11 protein-coding genes are annotated in these 15,696 nt (G+C 57.8%); 10 read left to right on the top strand and 1 reads right to left on the bottom strand.

The genetic code is table 11. The annotated features are described in order from the left end of the window. The first annotated feature begins 38 nt into the window (after window positions 1-38). The 5 genes from ABRZ28_RS06995 to ABRZ28_RS06975 all read left to right on the top strand — a co-directional run bounded on the left by ABRZ28_RS06995 (window position 39) and on the right by ABRZ28_RS06975 (window position 5,822). Window positions 39-1,310, top strand: coding sequence for an ABC transporter permease (locus ABRZ28_RS06995; protein ID WP_319602376.1), 1,272 nt, complete (start codon window positions 39-41; stop codon window positions 1,308-1,310). A gap of 127 nt (window positions 1,311-1,437) precedes the next feature. Continuing rightward, a complete protein-coding gene (locus tag ABRZ28_RS06990; RefSeq protein ID WP_319602377.1) occupies window positions 1,438-2,256 on the top strand; it encodes an ABC transporter permease in 819 nt (272 codons plus the stop codon). Between the two features lie 65 nt (window positions 2,257-2,321). Beyond that, entirely contained in the window at window positions 2,322-3,386 is a 1,065-nt protein-coding gene (locus ABRZ28_RS06985; protein WP_330519828.1) for a phosphotransferase, read from the top strand. A gap of 337 nt (window positions 3,387-3,723) precedes the next feature. Next, window positions 3,724-4,836 (top strand): o-succinylbenzoate synthase, encoded by a 1,113-nt coding sequence (gene menC, locus ABRZ28_RS06980; protein ID WP_330519827.1) that lies wholly within the window; start codon window positions 3,724-3,726, stop codon window positions 4,834-4,836. Window positions 4,837-5,000: 164 nt separating this feature from the next. Continuing rightward, window positions 5,001-5,822 (top strand): MetQ/NlpA family ABC transporter substrate-binding protein, encoded by an 822-nt coding sequence (locus ABRZ28_RS06975; protein ID WP_319602380.1) that lies wholly within the window; start codon window positions 5,001-5,003, stop codon window positions 5,820-5,822. Window positions 5,823-5,868: 46 nt separating this feature from the next. Here ABRZ28_RS06975 and ABRZ28_RS06970 read toward each other — a convergent pair whose 3' ends face one another. Continuing rightward, window positions 5,869-7,263 carry a M20 family metallopeptidase gene (locus ABRZ28_RS06970; protein WP_330519824.1) on the bottom strand — a complete coding sequence of 465 codons (1,395 nt, stop codon included), beginning with the start codon at window positions 7,261-7,263 and terminating at the stop codon, window positions 5,869-5,871. Window positions 7,264-7,420: 157 nt separating this feature from the next. Here ABRZ28_RS06970 and ABRZ28_RS06965 point away from each other — a divergent pair, with 157 nt between their 5' ends. The 5 genes from ABRZ28_RS06965 to ABRZ28_RS06945 all read left to right on the top strand — a co-directional run bounded on the left by ABRZ28_RS06965 (window position 7,421) and on the right by ABRZ28_RS06945 (window position 15,691). Further along, entirely contained in the window at window positions 7,421-8,344 is a 924-nt protein-coding gene (locus ABRZ28_RS06965; protein ID WP_319602917.1) for a LysR family transcriptional regulator, read from the top strand. Between the two features lie 66 nt (window positions 8,345-8,410). After that, window positions 8,411-9,316 carry a LysR family transcriptional regulator gene (locus ABRZ28_RS06960; RefSeq protein WP_330519822.1) on the top strand — a complete coding sequence of 302 codons (906 nt, stop codon included), beginning with the start codon at window positions 8,411-8,413 and terminating at the stop codon, window positions 9,314-9,316. A gap of 225 nt (window positions 9,317-9,541) precedes the next feature. Then, complete coding sequence (gene atzF / locus ABRZ28_RS06955) at window positions 9,542-11,344, top strand: allophanate hydrolase (protein ID WP_330519820.1); 1,803 nt, start codon at window positions 9,542-9,544, stop codon at window positions 11,342-11,344. Then, the gene (gene uca / locus ABRZ28_RS06950) at window positions 11,337-14,969 is read left to right on the top strand and encodes an urea carboxylase (RefSeq protein ID WP_330519818.1); all 3,633 of its coding nucleotides are present in this window, start codon (window positions 11,337-11,339) and stop codon (window positions 14,967-14,969) included. Before atzF ends, uca begins: the two co-directional genes overlap by 8 nt. Next, window positions 14,966-15,691 carry a GntR family transcriptional regulator gene (locus ABRZ28_RS06945; RefSeq protein WP_330519817.1) on the top strand — a complete coding sequence of 242 codons (726 nt, stop codon included), beginning with the start codon at window positions 14,966-14,968 and terminating at the stop codon, window positions 15,689-15,691. The genes uca and ABRZ28_RS06945 overlap by 4 nt, the downstream gene beginning before the upstream one ends. The last annotated feature ends 5 nt before the right edge of the window (window positions 15,692-15,696 follow it).

Here is a 15,696-nt window from a genome sequence, read left to right as displayed (position 1 = left end):
AGTTCTACCCGTAAAAAGCATAAATGGAGATACAGGCTATGACCCAGAGCGAAATGGCGGCGACCATGCCGCCAGCCGACGAAAAAGAAGGGAACGCCAAACTGAAACAGCAATTACATCAGGCGCAGGCGGTATATAAAAAACGATCCCTGCTGCTGATTGCGCCTTTGTTTCTGTTCATTATGGTCAGTTTTCTCTTCCCGATTATTTCGATTCTGGGGAAAAGCGTCGCTAATCCGGAACTGAGGGAAAATATGCCAGCCACCATCGCCGCAATGCGGCAATGGTCTGGCAACGAAGTACCGGATGAACGCGTATTTCAGGCCGTGATTGACGACTTACGCGCCGCGCGCAGCGGCGGTAAGCTTTCGCAGATTACCAAACGTTTGGGGTATGAAGGCGCCGAGTACCGCACGCTGATTACCCGCACAATACGCAGTCTGCCTGCCGAGGGCAGCGGCGACGTGCGCGGCAAACTGATCGGCGATCAGCCGCTGTGGGGCGAATTATCGACCTGGCAGACGCTGGATCGCGCATCCCGACCCTTTACCAGTTATTACCTGCTTGCGGTTTTTGATCACAAGGTGGATGCCAAAACCCAGGAGATCGTGCGCCAGTCGCCCGATCAATCTCTGTATGTCGATGTGTTATTGCGTACATTGCTCATGGCCGGCGTCGTCACGCTGCTGTGCGTCGGTCTGGGCTATCCGCTGGCGTATTGGCTGGCGAAACAGCCGTCCAACCGGGCCAACCTGTTGCTGATTCTGGTGCTGTTGCCTTTCTGGACGTCATTGATTGTGCGCACCGCCAGCTGGATTGTGTTGTTGCAGTCCGGCGGGTTGATTAACCGCGCGCTGATGAATATCGGCCTCATCGATCAACCGCTGGTGCTGGTATTCAACCGCATCGGGGTTTATATCTCGATGACGCATATCCTGTTGCCGTTTTTTATCCTGCCGCTGTATGCCGTGATGAAGGGGATTTCGCCAAACTACGTTCGCGCGGCCGTTTCACTGGGCGCGCATCCGTTTATCGCCTTCTGGCGCGTCTATGTGCCGCAAACCTATGCCGGGGTAACGGCGGGAGCGCTGTTGGTATTCATGATGGCGATTGGCTACTACATCACGCCGGCGCTGTTGGGCGGGCCAAGCGATCAAATGCTGAGTTACTTTGTCGCCTTCTTTACCAATACCACCATGAATTGGGGAATGGCCGCCGCATTGGGAACGCAGTTGCTGATCATCGTCACGCTGCTGTATGTGGTTTATATCCGCGTGACAAAAACCAATGCCGAAGTTGCGGCGCGTTAATATCCGCGCCGCGTAATAACGCTTTTTGATGCGATTGATATATCTGATGGCGTTCAAGGGCGGTAAGCCTTGCCGTTTCGCTGCCGCGACTTGATTGATAACGGGTATAGATAAAGGGAAAACGAATATGAGACAGCAGGGTGAGACAGTTATCCGCTTGTGGAATACGTTCTTTAATTTTTACGGCGCGGCCATGCTCCTGTTTCTGATTGTGCCGGTGCTGGTCATTGTGCCGCTTTCATTTAACGCCGGGTCATTCCTGAGCTATCCGTTGAGCGGCTTTTCACTGCGCTGGTACTATGAATTCTTCAACTCAAGCGAATGGCTGGGCGCATTAGGCAACAGTTTGCTGATAGCGCCGCTGTCGACGCTGCTGGCGACCGTTCTTGGGGTATTGGCGTCGGTCGGGCTGGTGCGCGGCGAGTTCAGGGGGAAATCCCTGGTGATGGCGGTGCTGATATCGCCAATGATCGCGCCGGTGGTTATCGTCGCCGTCGGCATGTTTTTCTTTTTCGCCAAACTCTCTTTGCTGAACAGTTATATCGGCCTGGTGCTGGCGCATGCCATGCTGGGCGTGCCGTTCGTCGTCATCACCGTGACCGCCGTGCTGAAAAACTATGATCAAAACCTGACGCGAGCGGCGGCCAGCCTGGGCGCGCCGCCGTTACTGGCTTTCCGTAAGGTGACCTTTCCGCTGATTGCGCCAGGCGTGTTTTCCGGCGCGCTATTTGCGTTCGCCACCTCGTTTGATGAGGTGATCGTCACGCTGTTCCTCGCCAGCCCGCGCCAGCGTACGCTGCCGTTGCAGATGTTTGCCGGTATCCGGGAAAACCTTGACCCGACGATCGCCGCTGCGGCCTCCATGATGGTCGGCGCGGCGTTGATCTTGCTGATTGTGATGGAAATCTTACGTCGCAGATCGGAACGACTGCGCGGCGGCCACTAAATCCGACCCGTATCAGGGCGCGCGGATCCGCGTTAATGGCGGTCGGCATGCCGACACGGAGTCGAATGGAGTCTTTATCTATGAGCCGGCAAAAAACAGCGATTGCTGATGATTTGATGACGCAGCCGGTACCGCAGATGTCTTGCCGGCAGGCGGCGGAGATTGTCTGGCGGTTGTACGGCCTGCGCGGCCATATCGAACTGTTGCAGGGCGAGCGCGATCTGAACTTCCGCCTGACGGTAACGCCCGAACGTCGCTACATGCTGAAGGTCATTAATGCGGCGGAACCTGCCGGGGTCAGCCACTTCCAGACAAACATCTTGTTGCATATCGCCCAATATGCGCCGGATCTGCGGGTTCCGCGCATCGTCATTACGCAGCACCAACTGGCCGAACCGCAGGTTGAAGCCAATGGCGTTTCTCTGCGGGTGCGGTTGGTCAGCTATCTGGATGGCATTCCGCAACATGCGGCGTCGCCGTCGGTTGAACTGATGCGCGAGTTGGGGAAAAATCTGGCGCGACTGGATCTGGCGTTACAGGGGTTTTCGCATCCCGCCGCGCATCGTCCGCTGCTGTGGGATATCAGCCGGGCAGAGCAGGTACGGCCTTATCTGGCCTTTGTCGACGATCGGCGGCAGCATCAACACATCACGCGTATTTTTGATCGTTACGACGAGTTTGTGGCGCCGCGGTTAAAAATGCTGCGTCAGCAAACCATTCATAACGATCTCAATCCGCACAACGTATTGGTGACCCGGAATAATCCGCAACAGGTGGCGGGAATCATTGATTTTGGCGATGCTCTGCATGCGCCGCTGATTGCCGAACTGGCTACCGCGCTGGCTTACCAGATCGGCGACGGCGACGATCCGTTGGAATACGTGCTGCCGTTTCTCGCCGCCTATCATCAGCAGTTGCCGCTGTCGGCGGAAGAAATCGCCTTGCTGCCCGATCTGATCGCGACGCGTATGGCATTGGGTATCGCCATCCCGCAGTGGCGTTCGTCGTTATACCCTGAAAACCGCGCTTATCTGCTGCGCAACCAGTCGAGATGCTGGGGCGGTCTGAGCCGGCTGGCTAATTATTCCTATGAACAATGTTATGCCCGTTTGCAGCAGGCGGCATCATGATCTGACCTGGCGGCAAAATCCTCGTCGCTTGCCGTCAACGCCGATACGTAATCCGGCTGCCCGACCCTCATCGCGGCCATTGCCGCGAGCGCAAAAATCACCTCATCATTTCTAAAAAATAGAAAGCTAACTTGCTTTTTTTATCATTGACGCAAAGCTCGTTTCTCTCTACCTTTTAGAGAGCGATTATTTTATTATTAATTGATTTATAAACATATTTAGTCTTTTGTTGCCACAACGGCATCTTAAGGCAACGCAATGCGCAATGTTTTTAACTCCATTAGCTGTGTTATGAATAGGGATCTTGCCACATTCAAGGCGTTATCAGGACTATGTCATGAGAATCGATAAAATTGTTTTGCGCAAGATGAAAATGGCGTTGAAGACGCCATTTACCACCAGCTTTGCCACACAAACCGAAAAACATTTCTCCATTGCTGAAATTCACGCCGCAGGGCAGGTCGGTTACGGCGATTGTTCCGCCATTGCCTTACCGTTTTATAATGAAGAAACCAATATCACCGCCTGGCATATTATGCGGGATTTTCTTATTCCGATGCTTAAACAGGCCGGCGATATTCAGCATCCTTCACAGGTAAGAGAAATTTTTTCCCCGGTAAAGCGAAATAACTGCGCCAAGGCGGCGATTGAAGGCGGAATATGGGATCTCTACGCCAGGATTAAGGGTATTCCGCTGCACCAGGCCATCGGCGGCACAAGAAATAAAATAGAAACCGGCGTCAGCATCGGTATTCAGGAAACGCCCGATAAACTGGTGAATGTCGTCGACGATTTTCTACGCGAAGGCTATAAGCGGATAAAGATAAAAATAAAGCCCGGTCAGGATTATGACTATATTCTGGCGCTGCGGCAGGCTTTTGGCGATATTACGCTGATGGCGGACGCCAATTCGGCTTATACGCTGAATGATATCGACTTATTTAAACGTCTGGATAAATTCAATCTTATTATGATTGAACAACCGCTGGCGCATGACGATATCGTCGATCATCGCAAACTTCAGGCAGCCATCACGACGCCAATTTGTCTGGATGAAAGTATCGCGTCGGTTGAAGATGCGCGCAAAGCGATTGAGCTGGGCAGCGCGAAAATTATCAATATCAAGATCGCCCGCGTCGGCGGCATTACCGAAACCATTCTGATTCATGATTATTGTCAGGCGCACGGTATTCCGGTGTGGTGCGGCGGTATGCTGGATACGGCGGTGGGCAAAGCGCACAATATCGCCGTGGCCACCTTACCCAATTTTATCTACGCGCACGATATTCCGCCATCCTCCCGCTATTGGCACCAGGACTTTATGCTGCCGTTGGTGGAAATAGACCCGGACAGCTGCGTGGCGGTGCCGGATAAACCGGGGATCGGATTCGAGATTAATCCGCCGCTGTATGAAAAATACAGTTACGGACAGGAAACCTTTTTATTTTGATGACGGCGAATTATCCCGACACCAGGGGAAAATAACGCTTAAAATGGACGGATGCGCAATGGCGTTTTTTCTTGCCGGCAATTAATTCAGGCAGAGCGCCGCTTAGCGCGGAAATTCAATATAACGATAAAACACGACTCAAACAGGACGAAGGGTAACCCATCATGATATTAAGAAAAGTTATTCCATTGCTGCTGGCGCTGGGCATATCCCAAACGCTGGCGGCTGAACAACCGAAAGAGATTACCATTGGCGTTTCGCCCGGCCCTTATGGCGATATGGTTACCAAGGCGATTAAACCGCAACTGACGGAAAAAGGGTATGAGGTCAAGGTGCGCGAGTTCAGCGACTATATTCAGCCTAACCTGGCGTTGGCGAATAAAAGCATTGACGCCAACCTGTTTCAAAACCGTCGTTATCTGGACCGTTTCAGCGCGGATAAGGGGCTGAAACTGGCGGAAGTGATTACCGTACCGACCGCCAGCATGGGTTTTTACTCCAATAAAGTCCGCTCGCTGAACGAACTGAAAGCCGGGGATGTGGTGACGCTGCCTAACGATCCCTCCAATCTGGCCCGTTCGCTGGATTTTCTGCAAAAATATGGTCTGATTAAAATCAACCCGGCCATTACCCCGACCAAGGCGTCACTGCGGGATATCATCGACAATCCTAAAGGATTGGTCTTCAAACCGCTGGAAGCCGCGCAACTGCCACGCGCGCTGGGGGGCGTTACCGGTTCATTGATCAACGCTAACTTCGCCATTTCCGCCGGCCTGAATCTGTCGGATGCCATCCAGCTGGATGTCTTGCCCGAAGACCTGAAAAATATGATTGTGGTGCGCGCGGAAGACGCCGATAAGCCTTTCGCCCATGATCTGAAAGCCGCCGTGCAATCGCCGCAGTTCGCCGCGTTCTTTGACGATAAAGACTCCATGTTTCATGCCTTTCAGAAACCTGAATGGATGAAAGCCGCGCAGGCGAAATAAGCCGTTAGCCCAGGCGAGGCCGGATGGCCTCGTCACGCCGCACCCTTTATTTTCCCGCCGTTGCCCAGCCTGGTTCCCCCAACTCCCACAACAGCCCGGTCATGATGGCCAACCCTTCGCGCGCCACCGATTTCAGCAGATGTTCATTCACCGCATGTTGTCCGCAAGCCGGATAAGAATGCGGGATCCATAAGGTGGGCAGGCCGAGGATATCGGCAAAAACGTCATTGGGCAGCGAGCCGCCCAGATTAGGCAGCAGCGCCGGCGGCTTGCCGCTGATCTGCCGCATCACCGCCAATGTGCGGTTTACCAGCGGATCGTCCGGATCGAAGCGGGTGGCCGGCGAAGCGCTGAGCATCTCAATGTCCACATTGGCGCAGCCATGCTTATCCAGATGCGCCCGCAGATGCTCGGTCAGCCGCCGCCAGTCGGTGCCTACCACAAAACGTAGCTGGCATAGGGCCGTCGCGTCGGCCGGGATCGCATTAACCGGTTTATCAGGATTGCCGGCGATAAACGAGAGCACTTCCAGCGTATTCCAGCCAAACAGGCGCTCGGCGGGGGTGAGTCCTTCGGCGCCCCAATCGCGATCAATCTCAGGGTCGCCCGCGCTGCCGCCCGGCGCGACCGAGCTGAGAATGCGTCGCATCGATGGCGTCAGCGGCGGCGGCAACAGCGTTTCGATGCGCATTCGCCCCCGGCCGTCCACCAGACTGCTGATGGCGTTCGCCAGTTGGGTGGCGGGATTGCTTAACAGCCCGCCCCAGTTGCCGGAGTGATAAGCCTGATTACGCGCACGAATGCTGAGTCTGAAATTGATGCAGCCGCGCGAGCCGAGAAATAAGGTCGGGCGGTCGGCATTAAGCCGGGGGCCGTCGGAGGCGATAAAGATATCCGCGGCGAGCTGCGGTTTATAACGCCGACAGATAGCGGCCAGGCCCGGCGAACCAATCTCTTCGCCCATTTCAAACAACAGCTTGCAGTTGAATCCCAACTGGTTGCCGCGCGCCTGATAAACCTGCTCAAGCGCCATCAGGTTAATGGTGTGCTGACCTTTATTGTCGGCGCTGCCGCGGCCGTACCAGCGGTCGCCTTCTTCCGTCAACGTCCAGGGGTGCAGCCCCTGACGCCAGTTTTCGCCATCGCCGAACACCACGTCGCCGTGACCGTATGACAACAGCGTGGGCAGATCGGGGTGTTCTATGCGTTCGGCCATCAGGAACGGAATCGGCGGATCGAGCGGGTGTTCGACCAGGGTGACGGTAAACCCCATCGCCTCAAGGGACGGGCGGATCTCATCGTCCAGATAAGCGCGCAGTATGGCGCGACTGTGCGGATCCTGACTTTCACTGGCGCAGGCGACGCGGCGGGCCAGAATATGTTTAAACTCGCCGCGATCGAAACGATCGCAGGCTTGTTGGATAATGTCAGCGCGGGTCATGGCTTCCTTGACGGATAACAGCGGAACTGGCGGGTAATAAAGGGATAAGCTAGTTAAAGGAAAAAAGACCTTTGCAACAATAATAAAATTTGCAACCAAGCTTTGCTTTTAATATAAACCTCATACCTTTTCCGGCAGAGAGCGACTTATCACGATGCTGCACAGTTCTGAAATCCGTTATTTTCTGGTGGTGGCGACGACCGGTTCGCTCAGCGCGGCCAGCGAACACCTATTTGTAGCGGTATCGGCAATCAGCCGGCAAATCCAGCGGCTGGAAGAGCGGCTCGGCGTGCCGCTGTTCGAGCGCCATGCCCGCGGCATGGTGCTGAATGACGCCGGCCGAATTCTGGAAAACCATGTGCGTAAAAGCATGATGGATATGGATTTGGCGGTGGCGGAAATTCAGGGGCTGAAAGGCAGCCGCCGCACGCTGCTGAGGATTGGCTGTACCGAAGGCATGGCGTTTGACTCGTTGCCGACGTTGTTTTCCCGCTTTCGCCGACACGACGCCGATATGACCTTTCATCTCAGCGTAGGGTCGGCAATGCAGGTATCCCAGATGATCCGCAACGGCGAGGTGGACATCGCCCTGCAATTCTCGCTGGCGCCGGAGCAGGGGGTTAACGTCGAGCTATCGCTGCCGGCCCCGCTGATGCTGCTGATGTCGGCGCAACACCCGCTGGCGGAGAAAGCGGTTCAACTGGCGGATTTGGAGGGCTTTCCGCTGGCGCTGCCGGATTCGTCTACCACGCTGCGGCAGTTGTTCGATCTTTCGTGTCGCATGAGCGGAACCTTTCTGGAGCCTGCGCTGTGTTGTAATAATTTCACCACCCTCTATCACTATGCGCTGCAAACGCCGCTGGCCGTCACCGCCTGTAGTTTCTACTCGGTGATGTATAAATATTTACAGGATCCCATCCGGCTGAAATTGTTAAATATCAAACAGCTCGATCAGCGCTCGTTACAGATACAAACCCTGGCGGGAAAGCACCATCCTGCGCCGATGCAGACGTTTCTGGATTTTATGATAAGCGAAATGCAGCAGGGCGAAGCCCATTACCTGAATACGCCGGAGCGCTAGTCAGTCAGGAGAATGCAGGGTAGATTTCTCTTATCGCGGACAGATTTGTCCGCAATGGGAGAAAGAATGGATAGCCTGAGTAGTTTAACCGTGTTTGTACAGGTGGCCGAAGCGCGTAGCTTCGTGCTCGCCGGTCGTTCGTTAGGCATTTCGGCGTCGGCGGTGGGAAAGAGTGTCGCGCGTTTAGAGGCCCGGCTGGGCGTACGCCTATTTCACCGCAGTACCCGCAGCATGACCCTGACCGCCGAAGGATCGCTTTTCCTTGAGCGTAGCCGGCGCATTCTGTCAGAAATTGAGATTGCGGAGCAGGAGCTGTCGCAGGTCGCGGCGGTTCCCAGCGGAAAATTGCGCGTCAGCCTGCCCGTGGTGAGTTCGCTGCTATTGCCGGTGTTGGGCGACTTCATGCGGCAATATCCTGAAATTGAACTGGATCTGGACTTCAGCGATCGTCAGGTCGATGTGGTCGAAGAGGGATTTGAAGCGGTGGTGCGCACCGGCAACTTAACCGATTCCCGCCTGCTGTCTCGTAAGCTGGGTGATTTTAAGATGCTGCTGGCCGCTTCGCCGGATTACCTCGCTCGGGTCGGCATGCCGCAGCTACCCGCCGATCTGGCGCGACATACCTGCCTGCATTACCGTTTTCCCAACAGCGGCAAGCTGGAAACCTGGCCGCTGGCCGATGAAAACGAACTGCAAATCCCCATCTCGATGGTGTGCAATAATATTGAAACCCGCGTGTGTTTCGCGTTGCAGGGACTGGGCATCGCCTGTCTGCCCGACTTTTCCGTACAGAAAGCGCTGGCTGACGGCCAACTGCGCACCGTGCTGGACGACCATGTCGAACGCTCGGTCAGTCTGCATGTCGTCTGGCCCTCCGGCCGCTACATGACGCCCAAACTGCGCGTCTTTATCGATTTTCTCTGCGCAAACGTCTTTATTCCACGCCAATCAGTCTGCGCAGGCGCCGACTAAACGCCTCCCGTCGCCGTTCCCCTCTCACCGCCAACCGGCCGTTCGCGCGCGCCGGTTGGCGGAACCAGCGCGCTCCACGATGGCGCAACGTTGCTCGTTCGTCGTGCAAATTACCGTGCAATCGGCTGAGAAAATAAAAATAACATAATTAAATCAAATTGTTAAAAACTGGCATGATTTTAGCTTACTTGAATTCAATCTTGTATACTAGATGGGATTCAAACTATGTCACCAACGACAGGGCTTACTCTTCAGGCGTGGAGACAGTACCATCAGCAGCACGCCGAGGCGGTCGGCGAAACGCTGGAAAATCTGCTCGCGAGCCTTTCCACCACGGATCCGGCCTGGATCTATCTGATCACCCCGCAGCAATTACACGACCAGATTGCGCCGTTACTGGCTATTTACGCGGAAAATCCGGCTTCATTGCCGCTCTTCGGCGTGCCTTTCGCGGTCAAAGACAATATCGACGTGGCCGGCTGCCCGACCAGCGCCGCTTGCCCGGATTTCACCTACGTCGCGCAACAGGATGCGACCGTCGTCGCCAGACTCAAAGCGGCAGGGGCGGTGGCGATCGGCAAAACCAACCTTGATCAATTCGCCACCGGCTTAGTCGGCACCCGCTCGCCGTTTGGCGCCGTCGCCAATACCTTTAACGCGCAATACGTCAGCGGCGGTTCCAGCTCCGGCTCGGCGTCGGTGCTGGCTCGCGGCCTGGTCGGTTTTTCGCTGGGAACCGATACGGCCGGTTCCGGTCGCGTTCCCGCCGCGTTCAATAACATTGTCGGCCTGAAACCGACCAAAGGCTGGCTATCCGCCGCCGGCGTGGTGCCGGCCTGTCGTTTGAACGACACGATTTCCATTTTCGCCTTAACCGTCGAGGATGCTTTTCAGGTTGCCGACATCGCCGGAGGATACGACGCCAGCGACGCTTACTCGCGGGTTAACCCGGCGTTGGCGCCGGCCGCGTTGTCCGCCGCGCCGCGTTTCGCCGTCCCCGCCACGCCGATCTTCTTTGACGACCATCTGGCGCAGCGCGCATGGGAAAGCGCCTGCGACAGGCTGAAAAGCATGGGGGCGACGCTGCATCCCGTTGACTTCGCGCCATTCGAGCGGCTTGCCGAGCAACTTTATCAAGGCCCCTGGGTGGCGGAGCGCACCGCCTCGGTCGGCGACATGCTGCAACAGCCGCAGAAGATGGATCCGGTGGTCTACAGCATCATCGCCAGCGGCGAACGCTTCAGCGCGGTCGACGCGTTTAAGGCCGAATACCTGCGGGCGGAATTAACCCGCCGCATTCAGCAAACGCTGCAACCGTTCGACGCGCTGGTCGTGCCGACCACGCCGACCATCCATACCCTCGCCGAGATAGCCCAGGAGCCAATTCGCTACAACTCGCAGTTTGGCGTTTACACCAATTTCACCAACCTTGCGGATCTGGCGGCGCTGGCGCTGCCCGGCCCCTTCCGGGCGGACGATTTACCGGCCGGCATTACACTGATCGCGCCCGCCTGGCACGACCGCGCGCTGGCGGCGTTCGGTCAGCAGTGGCAAGCCGGCCAGACTCTCGGTCTCGGGGCGTTAGACCACGCACAACCGGCGAACCCTCAACCGTTGCCGCCGTCGCCGCACCATGTTCGCGTGGCGGTGGTCGGCGCCCATCTGAGCGGAATGCCGCTTAATCATCAGTTAACCAACCGCGACGCGGTTTGGGTCGAAGAAACGCAAACCGCGCCCTGTTACCGACTGTACGCGCTGGCTGATACGCGGCCGGCGAAGCCCGGTCTGGCGAAAGCGGCGCAGGGCGGATCGATCGCCGTCGAGCTGTGGGATATCCCGCTGGCGCGCTTCGGCGAGTTCGTCGCGGAAATACCGGCGCCGTTGGGCATAGGCACGTTAACGCTGGCCGACGGTCGTCAGGTGAAAGGGTTTATATGCGAACCGGCGGCGCTGAGCGATGCCGTGGATATTACCGGGTTCGGCGGCTGGCGCAATTGGCTGGCTCATCAGGAGACGTCTCATGTTTAACACCGTATTAATCGCCAACCGTGGCGAAATCGCCTGTCGGGCCATTCGTACCCTGAAACGCCTGGGCGTAACCAGCGTCGCGGTTTATTCCGACGCGGATAAAAACGCGCAGCATGTCAAAGATGCCGATATCGCTATCCCGCTTGGCGGCGAGAAGGCCGCCGACAGCTACCTGCGCATTGACAAAATTCTCGCGGCCGCGCAACAGACCGGCGCGCAGGCCATCTGGCCGGGATACGGTTTTCTGTCGGAAAGTCTGCCTTTTGCCGCCGCCTGCGAAGAAGCGGGGATCGTGTTCGTCGGCCCCACCGCGCAACAGATCGGCGAGTTTGGGCTGAAGCACCGGGCTCGCGAACTCGCCGCGGCGGCGGGCGTCCCCATGACGCCGGGTACCCCGTTGCTCGCATCTTTGGATGAGGCGCTGGCCGCGGCGGAAAATATCGGCTATCCGGTGATGCTGAAAAGCACCGCCGGCGGGGGCGGCATCGGACTGACCCGCTGCGCCGACGCCGAGGCGCTGCGCGCCGCCTGGGAAAGCGTTCGCCGTCTGGGTGAGCAATTTTTCAGCGATGCCGGGGTTTTTCTCGAACGTTGCATCGATCGCGCCCGCCACGTGGAGGTGCAAATCTTCGGCGATGGCAAAGGAAAGGTGGTCGCGCTGGGAGAACGGGACTGCTCGCTGCAACGCCGCAATCAGAAAGTGGTTGAGGAAACGCCGGCGCCGAATATCCCCGCCCGCACGCGGGCGGCGTTACTGGCATCCGCCGTCAAGCTGGGCGAACTGGTCAACTATCGCAGCGCCGGCACGGTGGAATATATCTACGACGCGCAGCACGACGCGTTCTTTTTTCTGGAAGTGAATACCCGTCTACAGGTTGAACACCCGGTGACGGAGTGCGTCACCGGTCTCGATCTGGTGGCCTGCATGCTGCAAGTCGCGGCCGGCGATCCGCTCGACTGGCGACGACTGGCTCAGGCGCCTCGCGGCGCGGCGATAGAAGTGCGCCTTTATGCGGAAGATCCGCTGAAAAACTTTCAACCCAGTCCGGGCGTGCTGACCGACGTCCATTTCCCCGACGACGTGCGGGTCGATGGTTGGGTCAGCACCGGTACCGAGGTCTCCGCCTACTACGATCCGATGATCGCCAAGCTGATCGTTCATGGGGAAAACCGCGAGCAAGCGTTGGCGAAAATGCAACAGGCGCTGAGCGCCACGCGACTGCACGGCATCGCCACCAATCTTGATTACCTGCGTCAGATTGTCGCCGCCGAGGCTTTCCGCAGCGGCAATATCTGGACGCGCCTGCTCGACGGTTTTACGCCCGCGACGCCGATTATCGAAGTGATTCAGCCGGGAACCTGGAGCAGCGTGCAGGATTATCCCGGACGTCTCGGCTATTGGGATATCGGGGTGCCGCCGTCAGGCCCGATGGATGATTTCGCTTTCCGTCTGGCGAATCGCATTGTGGGCAACGACGCCGGCGCCGCCGGTCTGGAGTTTACCTTGCAAGGCCCGACGCTGCGATTTCACAGCGATGCGGTGATCGCCTTGACCGGCGCGGATTGTCCGGCCGAACTGGATGGCGCCGCCGTGGCCTACTGGCGGCCGATTGCGGTCAAAGCCGGGCAAACGCTGACGCTGGGGCGAGCGCAATCCGGCTGCCGGACTTATCTGGCGGTGCGCAACGGCATCGATGTGCCGCAATATCTCGGCAGTCGTTCGACCTTTGCGCTGGGGCAGTTCGGCGGCCACGCCGGCAGAACGCTGCGCGTCGCGGATATGCTGGCCATCTCGCAGCCGGCACTGGCGGCCTGCGCCACGCCGGCGCCGGTCAGCGCGCCGCAGGCCATCGATGCGGCGTTGATACCGACATACGGTAATGAATGGCGCATCGGCGTCCTTTACGGGCCGCACGGCGCGCCGGACTTTTTCACCCCGGAAGCGATCGACGAATTTTTCGCCAGCGAATGGCAGGTTCATTACAACTCCAACCGCCTGGGCGTACGGCTGGTCGGGCCGAAACCAAGCTGGGCGCGCGCCGACGGCGGCGAAGCGGGGCTGCATCCGTCCAATGTGCATGACTGTGAATACGCGGTCGGCGCGGTGAACTTTACCGGCGATTTCCCGGTGATCCTGACGCGCGACGGGCCGAGTCTGGGCGGTTTTGTTTGCCCGGTCACCATCGCCAAAGCCGAACTGTGGAAAGTCGGGCAGGTGAAGCCGGGGGATCGCATTCGTTTCCATCCGATCGGTTTTGATGAAGCGCTGGCGCTTGAGACCGCGCAGGCCGACAGCATTAAAACCTTAACCACCGCGCCGTCGCCGGTGTTTGACGCGCCCTCGCTGCAAGCGACTGCGCAGGGCTCGGCCGCTGTGCTGGCGGCCATCAAGGCGACGGACGCCGCGCCGACCGCGGTTTACCGTCAGGCCAGCGACAACTATGTGCTGATCGAGTACGGCGACAACGTGTTGGATCTGGCGCTGCGGCTGCGCGTTCACCTGTTGATGAACGCCCTGCGCGAAGCGAACGCGCCGGGCATTGAAGAACTCTCTCCCGGCGTGCGTTCGCTGCAAATCCGCTATGACAGCCGGATCCTCAGCCAGCAACGATTAATGGCGCTGCTGCTGGAGCTGGAGCAAGGTCTGGGCGACGTAAGCCGGATGAAAGTGCCGTCGCGTATTGTGCATCTGCCGATGGCCTTTGAAGACAGCGCCACGCTGGGCGCGGTGGCGCGTTATCAAGAAACCGTGCGGGCAAACGCCCCCTGGCTGCCGAATAACGTCGACTTCATTCAACGCATCAATGGATTAGCCGACCGCGAGGCGGTGCGCGACATCATTTTCGACGCCAGCTATCTGATCCTCGGGCTGGGGGATGTGTATCTTGGCGCTCCCTGCGCGGTGCCGATCGACCCGCGCCATCGTCTGTTGAGTTCCAAATACAACCCCGCGCGCACCTTCACCGCCGAAGGCACCGTGGGGATCGGCGGCATGTACATGTGCATCTATGGCATGGACTCGCCGGGCGGCTATCAACTGGTGGGGCGCACGCTGCCTATCTGGAACAAATTTCTGAAAAACGATCGCTTCTCGGCGGGCGAGCCCTGGCTGCTGCGCTTTTTCGATCAGGTGCGTTTTTACCCGGTCAGCGAAACCGAACTGGACGCGCTGCGCGAGGATTTCCGCGAAGGCCGCGCCGACATCGTGATTGAAGAAAGCGAATTCGATTTCGCCGCGCACAACCGTTTTCTGCAACAGCACGCGACGGATATCGCCGAATTTCGTCAGCGTCAGGCGGCGGCGTTCGAAACCGAAGTGGCGCTGTGGCAACAGGCAGAGGACGCGGAAGCGCCGCCTGATGACGCGCCGTTAATGGCGGCGGAAGACGATGACGACGCGCAACAGATTAGCGCCGATATGAACGGCAACGTCTGGAAAGTGCTGGTGAAACCCGGCGATACGGTCGATATCGGCCAGCCGCTGATTATCGTCGAGGCGATGAAGATGGAATTGACGATCCACGCGACGCAATCCGGGCGGATTAAACGCATCGCCTGCCAGCCGGGACGTCCGGTGAGCCCCGGCGATCCTCTATTGTGGCTGGAACAGGAGCAAAGCCAATGAAAACCGATACGCGTAAAGGCGGCAAGGGGCGGCCCGAAGCCCTGGCGGAACGCGTCTATCAGACGCTGAAAAACGACATTTTCGACTTTCGTCTGATGCCGGGCGATCGCTTCAGCGAAAGTGAAATCGCCGAACGCATGGAAGTCAGCCGTACGCCGGTGCGCCAGGCGCTGTTCTGGCTGGAGCGTGAAGGGTATGTCGAAGTTTACTTCCGCAGCGGCTGGCAGGTCAGACCGTTCGATTTCGAATATTTCGAGGAACTGTATGATTTTCGTATCGTGCTGGAGCGCGAAGCCGTACGTCGCCTGTGCGGCATGCCGCCGGGACGCTGCGCCGAATTGCTGGCCGATCTGAAACGGTTCTGGATTGATGACCCGCGGCTGGATGACGGCCAGACCGTTTCCCGCCATGACGAAGATTTCCATATGCGCATGGTGGCGGCGGCCGGGAACCGTGAAATGCAACGGGTTCACGCCGAACTGACCGAAAAAATCCGCATTATCCGCCGTCTCGATTTCACCCGCGAGGATCGCGTTGACGCCACCTACAGCGAGCACGCCCGTATTTTGCTGGCGATATTGCAGCAACACACCGAGGAAGCTCAGCAAATTCTGACCGCCCACATCTCCGAAAGTAAGGCCGAGGTGCGGAAAATCACGCTGCATATGTTGCAGCAGGCAAGACCACTGGCTGTTTCACATCAATCTTCCAACACTTTTTAAGGGCC

Origin of the sequence: Brenneria sp. g21c3 (assembly GCF_040240345.1) — a bacterium.
Taxonomy (GTDB): domain Bacteria; phylum Pseudomonadota; class Gammaproteobacteria; order Enterobacterales; family Enterobacteriaceae; genus Brenneria.
The sequence above is the reverse complement of the archived record's forward strand: the minus strand, read 5'-3'. Positions and strand labels throughout refer to the sequence as shown.